This window comes from Streptomyces sp. NPDC048434 (genome assembly GCF_043200375.1).
Taxonomy (GTDB): domain Bacteria; phylum Actinomycetota; class Actinomycetes; order Streptomycetales; family Streptomycetaceae; genus Streptomyces.
Genome location: NZ_JBICXQ010000016.1, coordinates 25,550 through 44,096 on the forward strand (window position 1 = coordinate 25,550; position 18,547 = coordinate 44,096).

Here is an 18,547-nt window from a genome sequence, read left to right on the forward strand (position 1 = left end):
CGGCACCCGGGCCACCGTCCCAGCCCTCACCCCAGCAAGCGACGGAATCACCACCCGACAGAGGAGACACAATGATCACTCGACGTCGTGCGGGTCTCGCGGCCACCGCGGTCGCCACCCTGGCCCTGACCGCCGCCTGCGGCAGCAGCGCCAACCAGAGCGCCGGCACCGCCACCACCGACAACGTCCAGCCCGCCGGCCAGGGCACCAGCGACTACGGCTACGGCTCCTCCGGCGGCTCGGGCAGCAACAGCTACGGCGGCCAGGCGGGCGGCGACAACGGCGGCAAGGCCCCGCAGGCCGCGCCCAGCGCCGGCACGCTGGCCCTGCACCAGGACAGCGAGCTCGGCCCGGTCGTCACCGACTCCAAGGGCATGACCCTCTACCGCTTCGACAAGGACACCCCGGACCCGTCCAAGTCCAACTGCTCCGGCTCCTGCGCCACCACCTGGCCGGTGGTCCCCGCCGACGGCGCCAGCGCCCCGGCCGGCATCGACAAGAGCAAGCTGGGCTCGGTCACCCGCGCCGACGGCACCAAGCAGCTCACCATCGGCGGCTGGCCCGCCTACCGCTACGCCAAGGACACCAAGGCCGGCGACACCAAGGGCCAGGGCGTGGGCGGCACCTGGAACGCGCTGGCGGCCGACGGCAAGAAGGCCGGCGCCGAAAAGCCCGGCGACGTCTCGGTGTTCAACCACCCCCAGCTCGGCTCGATCCTCGTCGACGGCGAGGGCCGCACCCTCTACCGCTTCAACAAGGACAGCGCCTGGCCGATGAAGTTCGGCTGCAACGACGCCTGCCTGGACACCTGGAAGCCCGCCAAGCCGGCCGACCGCTCCAAGCTCAACGGCATCGCCCCCAAGCTCATCTCCACCGTCACCCGCCCCGACGGCACCCGCCAGCTGGCCGTCGACTGCTGGCCGGTCTACTGGTTCACCGGTGACAAGCAGCCCGGTGACATCAACGGCCAGGGCAAGATGGGCCTGTGGTTCGCGGTCTCCAAGGAGGGTAAGAAGATCACGACGACGCCGGCGGGCTGACCGTCCCGCCCCGCGAGGACGCACCGTCCCGGGGGAAGGCGTCGTCCAGCGCCAGCACCTCGGCGTCCGGCCTCTCGTCCCTGTCGCGCGGCCCCAGCCAGGTGACCAGGAGCGCCACCGCCACATTCACGGCGAGAGCGACGATCCCCGCGTTCATCCCCCAGACCGGGTCGTGTCCCCCGAAGACCAGGACACAGACGAGCGCAAAGCCCGCCACCAGGCCGCTCACCGCGGCGCACAGCGTCAGCCGCCGCCACACCAGCCCCAGCAGCAGCATCGGCACGAGCTGCGCCATGCCCTCGTACGAAATCAAGGACAGCCGGACGAGGGTGTCGGGGGCGGTGTAGGTCAGCAGCAGCGCCAGCGCGCCGGCCACCACCACGACCAGCTGCGCCCACAGCTTCTGACGCCCGCCCGCCGCCAACCGTCCTTCCCCGGAAGCCTCCCCGGCTGCCCCGCCGCCCGGACGCGGTAGCGCGCCCAGCACGCTCCTCCCCCACATCGTGCCGATGACCAGCATGAATACGGCCATCGGCACGATGGAGGAGAGGGCGGCGGCCACCCCGATCAGCCCCACGGCCCAGGCCGGAAGGGAGTCCACCACCAGTTTGAACAGCGCGAGATTGGAGTCCGCGCCCACCAGCCCGGGCACCACGAACAGCGCCGCCATCCCCAGCAGCATCGGCACGAACAACAGCACGTTGTAGAAGGGGAGGTAGAGGGCGTTGCGGCGCAGCACATCGGCGTTGCGGGCACCCAGATAGCCCGCCACGGTCGTCGGGAAGATCACCACCGTAAGGGAGTTGACGATGGTGGTGGTGGCGAACCAGACCGGGCCCAGTCCGCCCGACGCATGCCCCGGGAAGGTCAGCCACTGCGGCTTCTCGGCGACGATCCGGTGCAGGAAGGGCCCGTAGCCGTCGAAGTAGTGCAGCGGCACATAGACCGCGAGGAAGCCGAGGGTGGCGATGACGAGGATGTCCTTGAGCACCGACACCCAGGCGCTGCCGCGCAGCCCGCTGATCACGACGAAGCCGGTGGTGACGGCGAAAGCGAGGAAATAGCCCCAGTTGAGGCTGATGGCGCCGTAGGAAATGGTGGAGACGACCACGCCCATGCCGGTGATCTGCAGCTGGATGTACGGCAGCAGACAGACGGTGGCCAGGAGGGCGACGGCGACGCCGAGCCAGGGCGCGCGGTAGCGGTGCGCGACCATGTCGGTGATGCCGACCAGGTGGTGCCGGCGGGCGTAGGCCCACAGCATCGGCCCGACGACGTAGCCGATCGCATAGCCGCAGGACATATAGGCCAGGACATAGAGCACCGGGGCGCCGGAGTTGTAGCCCCAGCCGGCCGCGCCGAGGTAGCTGAAGCTCGTATAGCTCTCGCCGGCCATCAGCACCCAGATGAAGACGGTCCCCAGGCTCCGGCCGCCCACTGACCACTCGGCGAGCCCCCCACCGGAGCCGCCGCGCACCGCGAGCAGGCCGAGGGCGACGGTGAGCACCATGAAGCCGCCGAAGACGGCGGTGGCAACCGTGGCGTTCATATCCGGCCCCGCTTGAGGTCACTGCGCCGCGCCAGCCACACCGACAGCGGTGTCGCCAGCGTCGCCACCAGCATCCAGAAGAACAGGAACGGCAGCCCGAGCACCGTCGGTGTCACCCGGTTCACCAGCGGCAGCACCGCCAGGAACAGCACATACGGCAGCAGCAGCCACAGCAGCGCCGGACGCTTTCTCGTACCCGGGGATCGCCCCTCGGAGGACTCGTTTCGCACGTGGCGAGAGCCTAGGCCACCCGTGGCCGGGCTCACCGCGACTGTGTCGACCGCAACACGCCCCACACCACCAGCCGGTAGGTGGAGGTGTACTCCGGCGTACAGGTCGTCAGGGTCAGATAGGCGCCGGGCTCCGTGAAGCGGTAGGCGGGGTGCACGCTGCTGTACGGGACCGTGGCCAGGACCGTGCCGTCGGCGGGTGTGGTCCGCGGCAGGGTGCGCCGGACGGCGTAGGTGTAGCGGGCCTCGGCGGTGTCGATGAGGACGGTGTCGCCGGTGCGCAGCCGGTCGAGGCGGCGGAACGGCTCGCCGTGGGTGTTGCGGTGCCCGGCCAGCGCGACGTTGCCGGCCTCGCCGGGCTGCGCGCTGTGCGGATAGTGGCCGACGTAGCCCTTGTTGAGGACCGCGGCCTTGCCGACGCCCTGGGCGACGGGGGCGGTGATGCCGATCCGCGGGATGCGCAGGACGGCGTACGCCAGGTTCCGGGGCGGCGACGGTGGCCGGCCGGCGGCGCGGCGGGCGGGCGTACCCGGCGGCGGGGCGCTCTCCGCGGTCCGCGCCGCCGCTGCGTCGTCGTCACCGCGTGCCGGGGGCGCGGCGGGTGACGGCGGCCGCGCGTCCCACTGCCGCTCCAGCCGGTCCACCTGGTCGTCCGCCGCGTGCTGCGCCTGACGGTTCGTCCACCACAGCTGGTGGACCACGAGGAGCAGGAGTACGGCGCCGAGCGTCACGGCCAGCTCCGCACCCGTCCACAGCGCCCGCGCGGCACGGGAGCGACGGGTGCGCCGCCCCTGTACGACTACCGGTATCCGCTCCCGCACGCGGGCACCGTAAGCCCTGCGGGCGCAAGCCACCAGAGGCGGCGCACGGCCCGCTCCGCGGACGGGGGTCAGCCGCCGAAGGCCTGCGAGACGGCGTAGATGGCGAGCCCGGCCAGGGCACCGACGACCGTGCCGTTGATGCGGATGAACTGCAGATCACGGCCGATGTGCGCCTCGATCTTCTTCGAGGTGTGCTCGGCGTCCCAGCCCGCGACGGTGTCGGTGATCAGGGAGGTGATCTCGCTCTGATAAGTCGTCACCACATAGACGGCCGCGCCCTCCAGCCAGCCGTCCACCTTGTGCTGCAGCCGCTCCTCGCCGGCCAGCCGCCGGCCCAGGGACAGCAGCGCCGCCCGCACCCGCAGCCGCAGTTCGCTGCGCTCGTCCTCGGCCGCGGCGACGATCATGGCGCGCACCGAGCCCCAGGCCGAGGCGATCAGGTCCTGCACCTCGCCGCGCCCCAGCACCTCGGACTTCAGCCGCTCGACCTTGGCGCGGGTGTCCGGGTCGGACTGCAGATCGCCCGCGAAGTCCCGCAGGAAGCGGTCGATCGCCCCGCGCGCCGGGTGCTCGGGCATATCGCGCATCTCGGTGACGAAGCGCATCAGCTCCTTGTAGACCCGGTCGCCCACCTTGCGGTCGACGAATCGCGGGGTCCATCCGGGCGCGCCGCCGGAGACCGCGCTCATCACGGAGTCGCCGTGCTCGACCAGCCAGTCATGGGCGCGGGCGATGACCAGATCCACCACCCGCCTGTGGCCGCCCTCGGCGACGACCTTCTCCAGCATCGTGCCGATCCCGGGCGCGATCTCCTGGGCGTCGGCGCGGCGGGTGATCGCCTCACCGACCACCGCCTGCACATCGGAGTCGCGCAGCACGGTCAGCGCGCCGCGCAGTGCGGTGGAGAGCTCGGCGGTGACCCGGTCGGCGTTCCCGGGCTCGGCGAGCCAGCCGCCGACCCGGCGGCCGATGCCGACGGAGCGCAGCCGGCTGCGGACGACCTCGCCGGAGAGGAAGTTCTCACCGACGAAATCACCCAGACTCTGACCCAGTTGGTCCTTTTTGGTGGGAATGATCGCGGTATGCGGGATCGGCAGCCCCATCGGCCGCTTGAACAGCGCGGTGACCGCGAACCAGTCGGCCAGCGCACCGACCATCCCGGCCTCCGCCGCCGCCGCGACGAACCCGGTCCAGCCGCCCGCCCCGGAGGCCCCGGCCCATTTCGCCAGGACGTAGACCAGCGCGACGGCCAGCAGCAGGCCGGTGGCCAGTGTCTTCATCCGGCGTACGGCGCGCCGGCGCTCCTCGTCGGCGGCGCCGTACGCGAAACCGCCGGCCGGCGCGGGCCGGCCCGCCGGCGTCGAGTGCGGCACCGGTGCCCGTTCCGCTTTCGGCGCCGTATCCGCATTTGTGCGTTCCATCCGCTCCACCGCTCCCACCGTGCCCCCCGCCATCCATCCGGACCGTCCCGCTCCGCACACCGGCCGCCGGTCCGGCCGTATATCCCACTGTGACCTACTCCTGGAACGAACCACGAGTTCCCCGCGTCCATGCCATGGGGGCATCGAGCGGGGCGCCGGGCGGCGCGCCCGAGGTCCGTGGGATCATGAAGGATCGATCGGACCGCAACGGTGCCGCTGATCATCCGCTGCCCTTGCCCGCCCGGAGCGTGCTGCTCCGCTTTACCCAGGAGACCTCTCCCGCATGAAGAAAAGTGTGGGTTACTCCCTGCTCGCCGGTCTGGCGGCAGTGGTGGTGCTGATCTCGACCGCGATATTCGTCGGCTTCGGCGGCGATGACGGCGGGCTGGGCAGCTCTCCGCACAAGCCGCGCGACCCGGCGGCGCCGGCGGTCTCCGGACAGTGGATCGGCACCTGGTCGGCGGCCGCGGCGGCGGCCGAGCCCGGCACCCTGAACGGCTACGCGGGGATGTCGATACGCAACGTCGTGCACACCAGCGTCGGCGGCTCGGGCGTCCGCATCCAGCTCTCCAACCTCTACGGCACCCGTCCGCTGGTGGTCAGCCACGCCACCATGGCGCTGGCCGCCGCCCCCAGCAACCCCACGGCGGCGAGCGGCACCATGCGGCGGCTGTCCTTCGGCGGCAAGCCGGCGGTGACCATCCCGGCGGGCGGCGCGGTCACCAGCGACCCGACCCGGCTGAAGGTGCCCGGCGACGCGGACCTGCTGGTCACCACGTACTCCCCGTCCCCCTCGGGGCCGGCCACCTATCACCCGTACGCCCGGCAGACCTCCTACCTGGCGCGCGGCGACCGCGCCGAGGACGCCACCGGCGCGGCCTACACCGAGCAGAGCCCGTACTGGCGCTATCTGACCGGTGTGGACGTGTGGAGCACCCAGGCCCGCGGCTCGGTCGTCGCGATCGGCGACTCGATCACCGACGGCATCACCTCCACCGCCGGCGCCAACCACCGCTGGACGGACTTCCTCGCGGCGAGGCTGCGCAACGAACCCGGCTCACCCCGCTACGGCGTCCTCAACCAGGGCATCAGCGGGAACCGTCTGCTGGTCAACGGCTCCCGGTTCTCCCCGAACAACGGGCCCAGCGTGCTGACCCGCCTGGAGCGCGATGCGCTGTCCCGTACCGGAGTGAAGGCGGTGATCGTCGAGATCGGGCTGAACGACCTGTTCAAGACCCCGCGCCAGCTCGACCCGCAGAAGGTCGTCGCGGGGATGCGGGAGCTCGTCCGCCAGGCCCACGCCCGCGGTCTGCGCGTCACCGGCAGCACCCTTACGCCGTTCGGGGGGCACCGCGGTTACTCCACGCTGCTGAATTCGGTCCGCGAACGGGTCAACCGCATCATCCGCTCCGGCACCGTCTACGACGAGGTCGTGGACTTCGACAAGGCGCTGCGCGACCCGTCGGCGCCGCTGCGGCTGCGGCCCGCCTACGACTCCGGTGACCATCTGCACCCGAGCGACGAGGGCTTCCGGGCGATGGCCAACGCGGTGAACCTCGCCCACCTCAAGCTGGCCGCGCCCGCCGCACTGTAGGGCCGGTCCGATGGATCAGCACCGCCAGGACCGTGAACCGTCGGACCGGCCCGCAGGCGAACGGAGCAGCCGCCGCCTCAGCCCAACTCCTTGCGCGGATTGCCCTCCAGGCGGCGCTCCTCCTTCAGCCGGCGCTTCTCGGCCTTGAGCAGCTTGCGCTCGACGCCGACGCCGCCCATCAGCGCCAGGCCCCGGACGATCACGCGGGGCGCACCGGGCTCGCCCGGCACCCCGTCCTCACGCGAGTCGAAGCCACCCATGATGCCCAGACCGCGCACATCGACATCGACGCCCGGCGGCACCACGATGTTCACCCCGCCCATGAGCGCCCAGCAGGTGATGACGACTTCGGACCCGGCGAAGTTCGCCTCGCGCAGATCGATCTCGCCGCCGCCCATGAGGCAGCACGCCGTGAAGCGGCGACCGATCGTCCACCGGCCCTTGCGCTGGAAGCCGCCCAGGAGGGCGAGGCCGACCGCGGAACCTTCCGCGCCGTCCACGATCCGCTCCGCCCACGGCGTCGGTGCCGCGCTCTCCTTGCGCAGCGAAAGCGGGGCCGGGCCCGCCGCGGTCACCGGCAGATCGGCGGTGAGCGGCTCCAACTCCCCGTAGGTGCGAGCCTTGTACGTCGCGTCGAGCCGCTCGTCGAACTCCTCCATCGCCAGCCGCCCTTCCGCGACGGCGTCCCGCAGGATCTCGGCGACCCGCTCACGGTCGGCGTCGGAGGCGCGCAATTCAGGGAGGTCTTCAGTCATACGGACACATTAGAGGGCGCGGCCCCCCTTGCCCCCGCTCCGCCCGGTATCCGCCCGCTTCCCGCCCCCCGCGTACAGCTCGGCGATCAAGGTCTCGATGTCCGGCTCCCGCACCGACAGATCCACCAGCGGATAGCGCGCGGCGACCGCCGCGACCAGCGGCGCCGCGCTCTGCGACGCCGGGAACGCCAGCCACTGCCGGGGTCCGTCCACCTTGACCGTCCGGGCGCCCGGTACGCCCTCGATCGGCGGCAGTTGCCGCTCCAGGTCCACCACCAGCATCCGCTCACCGTCACCGGCCGCCCGCAGCCCGTCGAGGCCGCCGTCGTAGACCAGACGGCCGTGGTCGATGACCATCACCCGGCGGCACAACTGCTCGATGTCGGTGAGGTCATGGGTGGTCAGCAGGACGGTGGTGCCCCGCTCGGCGTTCACCTCGCGCAGGAACTCGCGCACCTTCGCCTTGCTGATCACATCGAGCCCGATGGTCGGCTCGTCCAGATACAGCACCTCGGGGTCGTGCAGCAGCGCCGCCGCGATATCGCCGCGCATCCGCTGCCCCAGCGACAGCTGCCGCACCGGTACGGCCAGCAGCGGGCCCAGGTCCAGCAGCTCGACACAGCGCTCCAGGTTGGCGCGGTGGACGGCGTCCGGGATCCGGTACATCCGCCGCACCAGCTCGTAGGAGTCCTTCAGCGGCAGGTCCCACCACAGGGTGGTGCGCTGCCCGAAGACCACCCCGATCCGGCGGGCGAGCCGGGTCCGTTCGCGCGCCGGGTCGATGCCCGCGATCCGCAGCCGGCCACCGCTGGGGACCAGAATGCCCGTCAGCATCTTGATCGTGGTGGACTTTCCGGCGCCGTTGGGACCGATGTAGCCGACCATCTCGCCGCGCGGCACCCGGAAGGAGATGCCGTCCACGGCCCGGACCTCCTGGCGTACCCTCCGCAGCCGGCCCGCCTTGCGCCGCACCGAGAAGACCTTCTCGACGCCGTCCACCTCGATCAGCGGCTGTGCCGCGGCTCCCTCGCCCACCACGCGTCCTCCTCCGTCGTCCCGTTCGCCGTCCACTACTTGATATGCCGTCAGCTACCGGTGCTGCGGTACGACCGGAGCCCCAGCCGCCACGCCAGCCCGGCCCCCGTACACATCAGCGCCGCCACCACGGGCCCCAGAAAGTCCACCCAGCCCGGCAGCCCCAGCGGATCGGGGCGGCCCAGCAGCCGCAGCGCGGGCAGCCAGTTCACGAAGGCCAGCGGGACGAGGAAGGTGACACCGCGCACCAGCTCCTTGGCGAACACCGTCGGCGGATACTGCAGCATCGCGTTGCCGCCGTAGGTGAAGGAGTTCTGCACCTCGGCCGCGTCCTGCGCCCAGAACTGGAAGGCGGCGCCCGCCGTGAAGACCGCAGCGAAGATGGCCGTTCCGCACACCGCCATCAGCGGCACCATCAGCACCCGGCCCACCGTCCAGTCCACCTGGAGGCGGGACAGCGACCAGCCGAGCACCAGCAGCGCCTGGGTGATCCGGCCCAGCCTGCGCAGCGCGAAACGGTCCGCCGCGATCTGCGCGAAGACCGGTGCGGGGCGCAGCAGCAGAACGTCCAGGGTGCCGTCCCTGACCCGCCGGCCCAGCCCTTCGATGCTGCCCAGCAGCAGATCCGCCAGGCCCAGCGAGACTCCGGACGTCCCGTACAGGAAGGCCACTTCGGGCAGCGAGAACCCGCCGAGGGCGTCGATCCGCGAGAACATCAGCATGATCGCGACGAAGTCCAGGGCGTTGGCCGCGAAGTTGCCGAACGCCATCATCAGGAACGAGGTCCGGTAGGCGAGGGCGGAGCGCACCCACATCCGCACGATCAGCCCGTACGCGAAGAGCCCCTGGGCGACGCGGCCCCCTCCCCCGTCGGCCCGGTCCCCCGGCCCGCCCCTAGCCACCGTGCACCACCACCTTGCGGGTCGCCGCCGACTGCACCAGCCGCCCCAGCGCCAGCAGCGCCCCACCCCACGCGGCCTGGAACACCAGGCCCCCCAGCAGCGCGCCGCCGCTCCGCACGCCCACCAGCACATCGGCCGGCACCTGCAGGACCGCCGCCCATGGCAGCAGCTGGGCGACCTCGCCCAGACCGCCGGGGAAGACCCGCAGCGGCAGCACCATCCCTGAGAAGAACATGCAGGCCAGGCCGCTGATCAGGGCCAGCCCCGCGCCGTCGAGGAGCCAGAACGAGGCCAGTGCGACGAGATAGCGCAGCGTGAAACTGACCAGCACCCCGAGCAGCACCGACAGCAGAAAACAGCCCCAGGTCAGCGGATCGCCGGGCAGTGCGAGCGGAAAGGCCAGGGCGCCCACCGTCATCGGCACCACCCCACGGCCGATCAGCTGCAGCCCGGCGCGCCCCAGATCAGCGGCCAGCCACCACAGCTGCAGATCAGCGGGCCGGTAGAGGTCCACCGCGATATCGCCGGTACGGATCCGCTCCTGCAACTCGTCCAGCCCGCCGCCCATCAGCCCCGTGGTGGCCAGCAGCGCCTGCGCGGTCCACACGAAGGTCAGCGCCTGCGCCTGGTCGTAGCCGCCCAGATGCGGCCGCTCGTCCCACAGTGCGATATACGTGAAGGCGACGATGAAGCCGAAGACGGTGTTGGTGAACACGCCCGCCACGGTCGCGATCCGGTAGGTGGCGTACCGCCGGAAGCTGCCGGCCGCCACCGCGACGTACCACACGACGCGTTCCCCCAGCCCCGTTGTCGTCGGACGGCCAAAGAACCGGAGCCTAGGCCCCCGGGCGCGGCAGCCGCCATCGCATTATCACCGCTTCGGGTGAGCCGTGGGCGCCGTTCAGCCAGTCAGCTGGCGGACTTCGGTGCGCGCCACCCCACCTGACCGGGGCACTTGATGCGAGAGTTTCCCAACGGGCGGCAGTTGCTCTTGCGGCGCACCGCGCGAAACCCCCGACACGACACGACCGCCGCGGTACAACCTTCGGCGGCGGCCGAGGAGTCCTTACCTACATGAGCGGACAACGCACGGGCTGGCGCCGTGTCCTCCCCACCTGGCGCATGGTGCTGGGCACCGTGCTGCTGTTCCTGCTGCTCATCGTCGGCGGGCTGGTCGCCGGCTATCTGCTCGTCGGCATCCCGCCGGCCAACAGCGCCGCCAAGGCCCAGAGCACCGTCTACCTCTACTCCGACGGCTCCGAGCTGGCCCGCGACGGTGAGATCAACCGGCAGAACGTCACCCTCAGCCAGGTCCCGAAATCCGTCCAGCAGGCCGTACTCGCCGCCGAGGACCGCGACTTCTACGCCGAGTCCGCGGTCGATCCCGCCGCGATGCTCCGCGCCGCCTGGAACACCGTGACCGGCAAGGGCAAGCAGTCCGGCTCCACCATCACCCAGCAGTACGTGAAGAACTACTACCTCGGCCAGGAACAGACCGTCACCCGTAAGGCCAAGGAATTCTTCATCGCCATCAAACTGGACCGCGAGGTGAGCAAGGACAACATCCTGGAGGGCTACCTCAACTCCAGCTACTACGGCCGCAACGCCTACGGCATCCAGGCCGCCGCCCAGTCCTACTACGGCCGCAACGCCGATCAGCTCACCCTCGCCCAGGGCGCCTACCTCGCCACCCTCCTCAACGCCCCCAGCGCCTACGACATCACCGCCCACCCCGGGAACCGGGCCCGGGTGCTGGCGCGCTGGAACTACGTCCTGGACGGCATGGTGAAGCAGAAGTGGCTCACCAAGGCCGACCGGGCGGCGCTGGAGTTCCCCATGCCGAAGGCCGCCAAGCCGTCCGCGGGACTGTCCGGCCAGCGCGGCTACCTCGTCGAGACGGTCAAGAACTACCTCACCGACAACAAGATCCTCGACGAGGACACCCTGCGGGCCGGCGGCTACCGCATCACCACCACCATCAGCAAGAAACGCCAGAACGCCTTCGTCAAAGCGGTCAACACCCGGGTGATGGACCGCCTCGACGACTCCCGGAAGGTCGACCGCTACGTCCGGGCCGGCGGCGCCTCCATCGACCCCGCGAGCGGCCGGGTCGTCGCCCTCTACGGCGGCATCGACTACGCCAAACAGTTCGTCAACGGCGCCACCCGCAGCGACTACCAGGTCGGCTCCACCTTCAAGCCGATCGTCTTCGCCTCCGCCGTACAGAACAACTCCACCACCCAGGACGGCGCCCGGATCACCCCCAACACTGTCTACGACGGCACCAACAAGCGGATGACGATCAGTCACGGCTCCCGCACCGGCTTCGCGCCCGCCAATGAGGACGACCGCTCCTACGGCCCGATCACCGTCACCGAGGCCACCGACAAATCCGTCAACGCCGTCTACGCGCAGATGGGTATGGACGTCGGCCCCGGCAAGGTCAAGGCCACCGCCGTCGACCTGGGTATCCCCGCCCGCACCCCCAGTCTCGCCTCGTCGCAGGGAGCGATCTCGCTGGGCACCGCCACCCCCAGCGTCCTGGACATGGCCCAGGTCTACGCCACGCTCGCCCACCACGGCACCCACCGGCCGTACACCCTGGTCGACAAGGTCACCAAGAGCGAAGAGGACCTCGAACTGCCCGAGCGCGAGGAGACCACCGCCGTCCCGCGCGCCGCCGCCGACACCACCACCTCGATCCTGCGCAGCGTCGTCGACGGCGGCACCGGCACCGCCGCCCAGGGCGCCGGGCGGCCCGCGGCCGGCAAGACGGGAACCGCCGAAGAGGACAAGGCCGCGTGGTTCGCGGGCTACACCCCCGACCTCGCCACCGTCGTCGCGGTGCTCGGCCAGAACCCGGAGAGCGCCGCACAGGAGCCCCTGTACGGCGCCGGGGGCCTGTCGCGGGTCAACGGCGGCGACTACCCCGCCCAGATCTGGGCCGACTACACCGCGGCCGCGCTGAACGGACGCCCGGTCCGCGACTTCGACCTGCAACTGGAGGCAGGCGCGGAGTCGGTGTCACCGTCGCCGTCCGGCAGCGACTCGGCCTCGCCCGGCGTCTCGGACTCGCCGTCCACCGGCCCCAGCGACTCACCCACCCTCCCCACGCCGACCCCCGGCGGCCCGACCCCGCCGACCGACCAACCGCCCACCCCCACCCCGCCGACCCCACCCGCACCGACCGCCGAGCCCACCAACGACTTCCCGACGTTCGAGCCCCAGAGCGACGACCTGGAGCAGCGGCTGCGGTGGCGGTGGGGCGGCGGGTAGCGGCGCGCCGTACGGCAGGCGGCGGGCAGGGGCCGGGCCACCGTACGGGGACGGGGAAGGCCGTAAGGGGACGGGAAGGCCGTACGGGGACCGCGTACGGGGACCGCGTACGGGGCACGCAGCACGGCAGGGGCGCGCCACGGAGCCGACGTCCCGTCAGTGCCCCGACGTCGCCTTGAGGCCGACCACCGCCACCAGCAACAGGCAGATGAAGAAGACCCGGGCCGCCGTGGCCGGTTCGCCGAGCACCATCATGCCGACCACCGCCGCGCCGGCCGCCCCGATGCCGACCCACACGCCGTAGGCCGTACCGATCGGCAGGGTCCGGGCCGCGTACGAGAGCAGCAGCATGCTGACGACGATGCCCGCGCCGGTGAACACACTGGGCCACAGCCGGGTGAACCCATCGGTGAACTTCATCCCGATCGACCAGCCGACCTCCAGCAGGCCGGCGACCATGAGCAGAATCCATGCCATGACGGGCACCTCCGCGAAAAGAACTTCAACAGGGGTGCGTCGTCTTGTCGTGACCCGGTACGGCGCGTCTCGTCGGGTGCTTCCCGAGGCTAGCAAAGGGCAGCGAAACGGGCGGTGACCTCGGTCACCGCCCACCGGTGCCCGGACAAGGGCCCGGAAAAACCAGGAGTTACCGGCTCCACGTGGCCGACGTACCGGCCCGGCCCGGGGGAACCGCGGACGGGGCTACAGGTACAGCCCGGTCGCGTCCTCCGCGCCCTCCAGCCGCTCCGCGGCCACCGCATGCAGATCGCGCTCGCGCATCAGCACATACGCCACCCCGCGCACCTCGACCTCGGCCCGGTCCTCCGGGTCGTACAGCACCCGGTCGCCCACCTCGACGGTCCGCACGTTCTGCCCGACCGCCACCACCTCGGCCCAGGCCAGGCGACGGCCGACCGCCGCGGTCGCGGGAATGACGATGCCCCCCGACGAGCGGCGCTCGCCCTCGGGGATGTCCGTCCGGACCAGCACACGGTCGTGCAGCATCCGGATCGGCAGCTTGTCGTGGGTGTCCTTGGTGTTATTCGGGCTCACGGCATGACCGTACCTGCCCGCGGACGCCCGGCACGCACCGCGGCCGCGCCGGGTCCCGCCCCGAACGGCCTCGGCGACGTCCGGTGCGATGGGGTCGCACCCGGAAGGGGCGCGGGGAACTGCGCGACCCGCCACGACGCAGCCACGGACGGGACGGCACCGCTGGGCACTTCCCGCCGAACGCTCAGCCGCGCCGCCTGGCGCGCAGCGTCAGCAGACCGATCACGGCCACGCCGGCCATCGCCACCGGAACGATCCGCTCCAGCCGCGGCACTCCGTCCTCCGACACGAACTGGGCCCGCACATCCGAGATCGCTCGATTGGCGGCCACATACGCCCGCCCCGCCGTACGGTCCACGGCGGCCGCCGTCCTCGCCTTGGCATCGTCCATGATCGTCTTCGGGTGCAGCCGCACACCGATCTCGTCGAGCGTGACGGCGAGTTCCTGCCGCCTGCGGACGATATCCGCCTCGATCTGCGCCGGGGTCCTGGCTTCCGCCACCGCGCTGCCTCCGTCGTCTCGCGCCGATGCGTACGAGGGCCGGGCACGAGGCCCCGTACGGAACCGGCCACCTAGCTGACTGCCGATTCGTGATGGACAGTCTGTCAGCTCACGCCCCCATGCGCCCCACAGCACCCCCGTTTCGCACCCCCGAGACGCCCCCGGCACCGTTCCGCACTCCGGCTGGCTAATGTCGGGGGCGTACGGACCCACGCTAAGGAGAGCCATGAGCGAGCGACTGCAGCCCGGCGACACCGCCCCCGCCTTCACCCTGCCCGACGCGGACGGCAAGCAGGTCTCGCTCGCCGGCCACAAGGGCCGCAAGGTCATCGTCTACTTCTACCCGGCCGCCCTGACCCCCGGCTGCACCAAGCAGGCCTGCGACTTCACCGACAACCTCGACTTCCTCACCGGCCACGGCTACGACGTCATCGGTATCTCCCCCGACAAGCCGGAGAAGCTCGCCAAGTTCCGGGAGAAGGAAGACCTGAAGGTCACCCTCCTCGGCGACCCCGACAAGCAGGTCCTCACCGCATACGGCGCCTTCGGCGAGAAGAAGCTCTACGGCAAGACCGTCACCGGCGTCATCCGCTCCACCGTCATCCTCGACGAGGAGGGCAAGGTCGAGCGCGCCCTCTACAACGTCAAGGCCACCGGCCATGTCGCCAAGATCATCAAGGACCTGGGGCTGTAGCGCACGTCGCCCCCACCCGGTCCGGCAGCTCCAGCACGGCCTCGGCGCCGCCGTCCGCGGCGGCGCCGAAGTCCAGCCGGGCCCCCAGCACATCCGCCTGCCCGGCCGCGATCGTCAGCCCCAGACCGTGCCCGGTACCCCGCTCCGGCGCAGCCGTACGGAACCGCCGCGGCCCCTCCGCACACAGCTCCGCCGGATAGCCGGGACCGTGATCGCGCACCACGATCCGCGCCCCCGCCACCACCACCTCGATCGGCGGCTTGCCGTGCTTGGCCGCGTTCGCCAGCAGATTCACCAGCACCCGCTCCACCCGCCGCCGGTCCGTCTCCACGATCCGCGGCTCGCCCTCCACGGTCACCGACACCTCGTCCACCCCGCGCTGACGCGCCGCCCGCTGCACGATCCCGCGCACCAGCGACGGCAGCTCACAGGCGTCCAGATCCGCCCGCTCCACGCCCGCGTCCAGCCGCGAGACCTCCAGCAGATCCTCCACCAGCCGCCGCATCGCCTGCGCCCGGTCCCGCACCAGCTCCACCGCCCGCGGCTGCGGCAACAGCTCCGCGGCCGCCACCAGACCGGCCACCGGCGTCCGCAGCTCATGCGCCACATCCGCGGTGAACTCCCGCTCCGCCTCCACCCGTGCCGCCAGCGAGGTCGCCATGTGATGGACACTGCGGCCCAACTCGGCCACCTCGTCGCGGCCATGACTGGCCAGCGCATCCGCGTCCGGCGCCGCACCCGCCGCGATCCGCCGCGCCGCCGCCGCACTCAGCCGCAGCCGCCGCGACAGCCGCTGCGCGACGAACCACGACACCCCCGCCATCAGCACGACCGTGCCGCACCCCGCGATCAGCAGCGCCCGGTCCAGGGCCAGTTGCGCCGAATCGTCATGGGGATACGCCACCGACACCGACAGCGAGCGCGTCGGAGCGCTCCCGCCGCCGTCACCGACCCCGGTCGCCGCCCACACCCGCGGATCCTCACCGCCGCTGACGTACGTCCCCGACTGCTTGTGGAACACCGCCGCCCGCAACGGCCCCGGCAAGGCCGCATCGTCCAGCTGCGCCCCCAGCGCCAGCGTGCCGTCCCGCTCGTAGATCTGCAGCGCCGAACTCAGCCGGTCGTCCTGATACGCCCGCGCCGACCGCTCCCGCTCGGCATCCGCTATGTGATGCACCGCAAACCCGAGCACCACCACGGCCAGTGCCGTCATACATGAAATGGCCAGGGCGATCCGGCCTCGAATGCCCATCACGCGAGGTTGTACATCTCCGTCGTGTCACCGAGCGGCGTCGAGCCGTCGTACGTCACCTCAAGACCGGTGAACACCAGCCCGCCGTCGACCGGCTTCGGACCGTAGAGCCGGAAGGTCGCCGGGTAACCCGAATCCGCGCCCGCCCCCGCGGCGGTCTTCTCCACCTGCACCACACCCGCACCGAACGCTTCCCGCGCGCCATAGGCCTTCCACCGGATCGCGGTCGCCACCATCCCCGCATCCCGGCAGGTCAGCGTAATCACATGCGGCTTGACCGCCGGCTTGCCGATCCCGCAGTCCCGGACGCCCGGCAGCCCTCCCGGCTCCTTGGCGTCCTCCTTCACGTCCTGCACCGCCGACGTCTTCGGCGCGGCATCCAGGGCCGACGCACGGTCCGACGCCTGGCCGAACCACACCCCGCCGCCCGCCAGCGCCGTCACCACGCCGAAGGACGCCAGCGCGGTACGCCCCCGGACCCAGCGGGACCCTTCGCGATCGGTCATCACGATCTCCTCCCGGGGACCAGCCCCGTACCCCCACCCAGCAAACACGAATGCCGCGCCCGGCGCCCCACTCTCCCGTCCCCCGGACACAGGCTGATTGCTCGAACGCTGCGGTGACCGCTCGGCTGTGTACCAGTCCTGTAACAAGCCCTGTCATACCTCTGGCGCGGACCCCGCCCCGGCCTTTCCGGACCCGGTCCCGGTGCACCGGACAGCCCATCCGGCGTGACGAATATCGCTTCATCCCGCCAGAGTGGTTTGGATCCGCGCTCCGCTGCGCAGGCGCACCTGTCGTATACCCACCGCGCACCGCGCGCTGACCGACCGAGAGGACCGCCTCGTGCCGACCGGCAGCACCGAAGCCGAACCCGCTCCCGACCCTGACCGGGACGCGCTCAAACGCCACCGGGTGCTCTTCCGTGCCGTCGCCCGGCGCAAGAATCCCAAACTGCGGCGCACCGACATCACCGTGACCGACGAACGCGTCGTCAAGCGTGCCGTGAAGGCCGCCGCACTCGGTAATGCCATGGAATGGTTCGACTTCGGGATCTACAGCTATCTCGCGGTCGTCATCGGCAAGGTCTTCTTCCCCGGCGGCAGCGACACCACCAGCCTGCTGTCGTCCTTCGCGACCTTCGCCGTGGCCTTCCTCGTACGCCCCATCGGCGGCGCCTACTTCGGCCCCCTCGGCGACCGGATCGGCCGCAAGAAGGTCCTCGCCTTCACCATGATCATGATGGCGCTGGGCACCTTCTGCATCGGCCTGATCCCGTCCTACGCCACCATCGGGTTCTGGTCCCCCGCCCTGCTCATCCTCTTCCGCCTCGTCCAGGGCTTCTCCACCGGCGGCGAATACGGCGGCGCTTCCACCTTCATCGCCGAGTACGCCCCCGACAAGAAGCGCGGATTCTTCGGCAGCTTCCTGGAGATGGGCACCCTCATCGGCTACACCGGTGCCGCTGGCATCGTGCTGCTGCTCAACACCACGCTCGGCGACGACGCCATGCTCCACTGGGGCTGGCGCATCCCGTTCCTGGTCGGCGGCCCCCTCGGCCTGGTGGGTCTCTACCTCCGGGTCAAGCTCGACGAGACCCCCGCCTTCCAGAAGTTCGAGGCCGCCCACACCCACAGTGCCACCGGCTCCGTCGTCGAGGCCGAGGCCGAGTTCTCGCACCTCTCCGAGAACGCCCCCAAGAAGAAGATCAGCGAGATCTTCGCCCAGCAGTGGCCCACCCTCATCCTGTGCATCGCCCTGGTCGGCGCGTACAACATCACCGACTACATGCTGCTGTCGTACATGCCGACCTACCTGACGGACACCCTCCACTACGAGGAGTCTCACGGCCTGCTGATCCTTCTCGGCACGATGATCGCCCTGATGTGCATCATCAGCACCATCGGCAAACTGAACGACCACTACGGCCGCAAGCCGCTCCTGATGACCGGCATGCTCGGCTTCTTCATCACCGCCATCCCGGCCTTCCTCCTGGTCAATCAGGGCAGCATCGGCGCGGTCATCGGCGGAATGGCCCTCCTCGGCCTCTCCCTGGTCTGCCTCCTGGGCACCATGTCCGCCGCTCTCCCCGCCCTCTTCCCCACCAGCGTCCGCTACGGCTCCCTCTCCATCGGCTACAACCTGGCCGTCTCCCTCTTCGGCGGCACCACACCCCTGGTGATCACCGCCCTCATGGACGCCTTCAACCAGAACGTCATGGTCCCCGCCTACTACACGATGGGCGCCGCCCTCGTCGGCGTCATCGCCGTGGCCTGCATGAAGGAGACCGCCCAGCAGCCCCTCGAAGGCTCCCCGCCCTCCGTGGCCACCAAGGAGGAAGCCGTCGAACTCATCGAGGCACAAACACCGGAACCACGCTTCTGACCTGCGCCGCACAGCGCGAAGGGGCCTCGGGAGATCTC

At 71.0% G+C, this 18,547-nt stretch carries 18 protein-coding genes and 1 riboswitch; of the genes, 5 read left to right on the forward strand and 13 right to left on the reverse strand.

Annotation, left to right across the window (positions count from 1 at the left end; translation table 11 throughout):
- Window positions 1-71 precede the first annotated feature (71 nt).
- Window positions 72-1,040, forward strand: a complete 969-nt coding sequence (locus ACGFWI_RS19930; protein ID WP_393907283.1) for an SCO0930 family lipoprotein — start codon at window positions 72-74, stop codon at window positions 1,038-1,040.
- On the opposite strand, the gene ACGFWI_RS19935 is transcribed toward ACGFWI_RS19930, so the two are convergent.
- The 4 genes from ACGFWI_RS19935 to ACGFWI_RS19950 all read right to left on the reverse strand — a co-directional run bounded on the left by ACGFWI_RS19935 (window position 1,018) and on the right by ACGFWI_RS19950 (window position 5,061).
- Window positions 1,018-2,589, reverse strand: coding sequence for a sodium:solute symporter (locus ACGFWI_RS19935; protein ID WP_393907284.1), 1,572 nt, complete (start codon window positions 2,587-2,589; stop codon window positions 1,018-1,020). The genes ACGFWI_RS19930 and ACGFWI_RS19935 overlap by 23 nt on opposite strands.
- Window positions 2,586-2,819, reverse strand: a complete 234-nt coding sequence (locus ACGFWI_RS19940) for a DUF3311 domain-containing protein (protein WP_393907285.1) — start codon at window positions 2,817-2,819, stop codon at window positions 2,586-2,588. Before ACGFWI_RS19940 ends, ACGFWI_RS19935 begins: the two co-directional genes overlap by 4 nt.
- A 32-nt stretch (window positions 2,820-2,851) precedes the next feature.
- On the reverse strand, window positions 2,852-3,640 hold the full coding sequence (locus ACGFWI_RS19945; RefSeq protein WP_393907286.1) for a class E sortase: 789 nt from the start codon (window positions 3,638-3,640) through the stop codon (window positions 2,852-2,854).
- Window positions 3,641-3,708: 68 nt separating this feature from the next.
- A complete protein-coding gene (locus tag ACGFWI_RS19950; protein WP_393907287.1) occupies window positions 3,709-5,061 on the reverse strand; it encodes a DUF445 domain-containing protein in 1,353 nt (450 codons plus the stop codon).
- A gap of 283 nt (window positions 5,062-5,344) precedes the next feature.
- On the opposite strand from ACGFWI_RS19950, the gene ACGFWI_RS19955 reads away from it, so the two are divergent.
- On the forward strand, window positions 5,345-6,655 hold the full coding sequence (locus ACGFWI_RS19955; protein ID WP_393907288.1) for an SGNH/GDSL hydrolase family protein: 1,311 nt from the start codon (window positions 5,345-5,347) through the stop codon (window positions 6,653-6,655).
- Between the two features lie 77 nt (window positions 6,656-6,732).
- Here ACGFWI_RS19955 and ACGFWI_RS19960 read toward each other — a convergent pair whose 3' ends face one another.
- From ACGFWI_RS19960 to ACGFWI_RS19975, 4 genes are all read right to left on the reverse strand, one after another.
- Window positions 6,733-7,410, reverse strand: coding sequence for a DUF1707 domain-containing protein (locus ACGFWI_RS19960; RefSeq protein ID WP_393907289.1), 678 nt, complete (start codon window positions 7,408-7,410; stop codon window positions 6,733-6,735).
- Window positions 7,411-7,419: 9 nt separating this feature from the next.
- Window positions 7,420-8,448: an ATP-binding cassette domain-containing protein gene (locus ACGFWI_RS19965; RefSeq protein ID WP_393907290.1), complete on the reverse strand. Its 1,029-nt coding sequence runs from the start codon at window positions 8,446-8,448 to the stop codon at window positions 7,420-7,422.
- Between the two features lie 47 nt (window positions 8,449-8,495).
- Complete coding sequence (locus ACGFWI_RS19970) at window positions 8,496-9,260, reverse strand: ABC transporter permease (RefSeq protein WP_393907411.1); 765 nt, start codon at window positions 9,258-9,260, stop codon at window positions 8,496-8,498.
- 79 nt (window positions 9,261-9,339) lie between these two features.
- The gene (locus tag ACGFWI_RS19975; protein ID WP_393907291.1) at window positions 9,340-10,134 is read right to left on the reverse strand and encodes an ABC transporter permease; all 795 of its coding nucleotides are present in this window, start codon (window positions 10,132-10,134) and stop codon (window positions 9,340-9,342) included.
- A gap of 287 nt (window positions 10,135-10,421) precedes the next feature.
- Between ACGFWI_RS19975 and ACGFWI_RS19980 the strand changes: the two genes are divergently transcribed.
- A complete protein-coding gene (locus ACGFWI_RS19980) occupies window positions 10,422-12,623 on the forward strand; it encodes a transglycosylase domain-containing protein (RefSeq protein WP_393907292.1) in 2,202 nt (733 codons plus the stop codon).
- 156 nt (window positions 12,624-12,779) lie between these two features.
- Here ACGFWI_RS19980 and ACGFWI_RS19985 read toward each other — a convergent pair whose 3' ends face one another.
- The 3 genes from ACGFWI_RS19985 to ACGFWI_RS19995 form a co-directional block, all read right to left on the reverse strand.
- Window positions 12,780-13,100, reverse strand: a complete 321-nt coding sequence (locus tag ACGFWI_RS19985; RefSeq protein ID WP_393907293.1) for a DMT family transporter — start codon at window positions 13,098-13,100, stop codon at window positions 12,780-12,782.
- Between the two features lie 33 nt (window positions 13,101-13,133).
- Window positions 13,134-13,204: riboswitch (guanidine-III (ykkC-III) riboswitch) on the reverse strand.
- Window positions 13,205-13,325: 121 nt separating this feature from the next.
- Window positions 13,326-13,628 (reverse strand): co-chaperone GroES, encoded by a 303-nt coding sequence (locus ACGFWI_RS19990; RefSeq protein ID WP_048828920.1) that lies wholly within the window; start codon window positions 13,626-13,628, stop codon window positions 13,326-13,328.
- Between the two features lie 232 nt (window positions 13,629-13,860).
- Entirely contained in the window at window positions 13,861-14,178 is a 318-nt protein-coding gene (locus ACGFWI_RS19995; RefSeq protein ID WP_393907294.1) for a DUF3618 domain-containing protein, read from the reverse strand.
- 226 nt (window positions 14,179-14,404) lie between these two features.
- On the opposite strand from ACGFWI_RS19995, the gene bcp reads away from it, so the two are divergent.
- On the forward strand, window positions 14,405-14,872 hold the full coding sequence (gene bcp, locus ACGFWI_RS20000) for a thioredoxin-dependent thiol peroxidase (protein ID WP_393907295.1): 468 nt from the start codon (window positions 14,405-14,407) through the stop codon (window positions 14,870-14,872).
- Here bcp and ACGFWI_RS20005 read toward each other — a convergent pair.
- Window positions 14,853-16,124, reverse strand: coding sequence for a sensor histidine kinase (locus ACGFWI_RS20005; protein ID WP_393907296.1), 1,272 nt, complete (start codon window positions 16,122-16,124; stop codon window positions 14,853-14,855). The two genes, bcp and ACGFWI_RS20005, sit on opposite strands and share 20 nt — an antisense overlap.
- A complete protein-coding gene (locus ACGFWI_RS20010; RefSeq protein ID WP_393907297.1) occupies window positions 16,124-16,630 on the reverse strand; it encodes a hypothetical protein in 507 nt (168 codons plus the stop codon). The genes ACGFWI_RS20005 and ACGFWI_RS20010 overlap by 1 nt, the downstream gene beginning before the upstream one ends.
- 340 nt (window positions 16,631-16,970) lie before the next feature.
- On the opposite strand from ACGFWI_RS20010, the gene ACGFWI_RS20015 reads away from it, so the two are divergent.
- The gene (locus tag ACGFWI_RS20015) at window positions 16,971-18,509 is read left to right on the forward strand and encodes an MFS transporter (RefSeq protein WP_393907298.1); all 1,539 of its coding nucleotides are present in this window, start codon (window positions 16,971-16,973) and stop codon (window positions 18,507-18,509) included.
- Window positions 18,510-18,547: the final 38 nt, after the last annotated feature.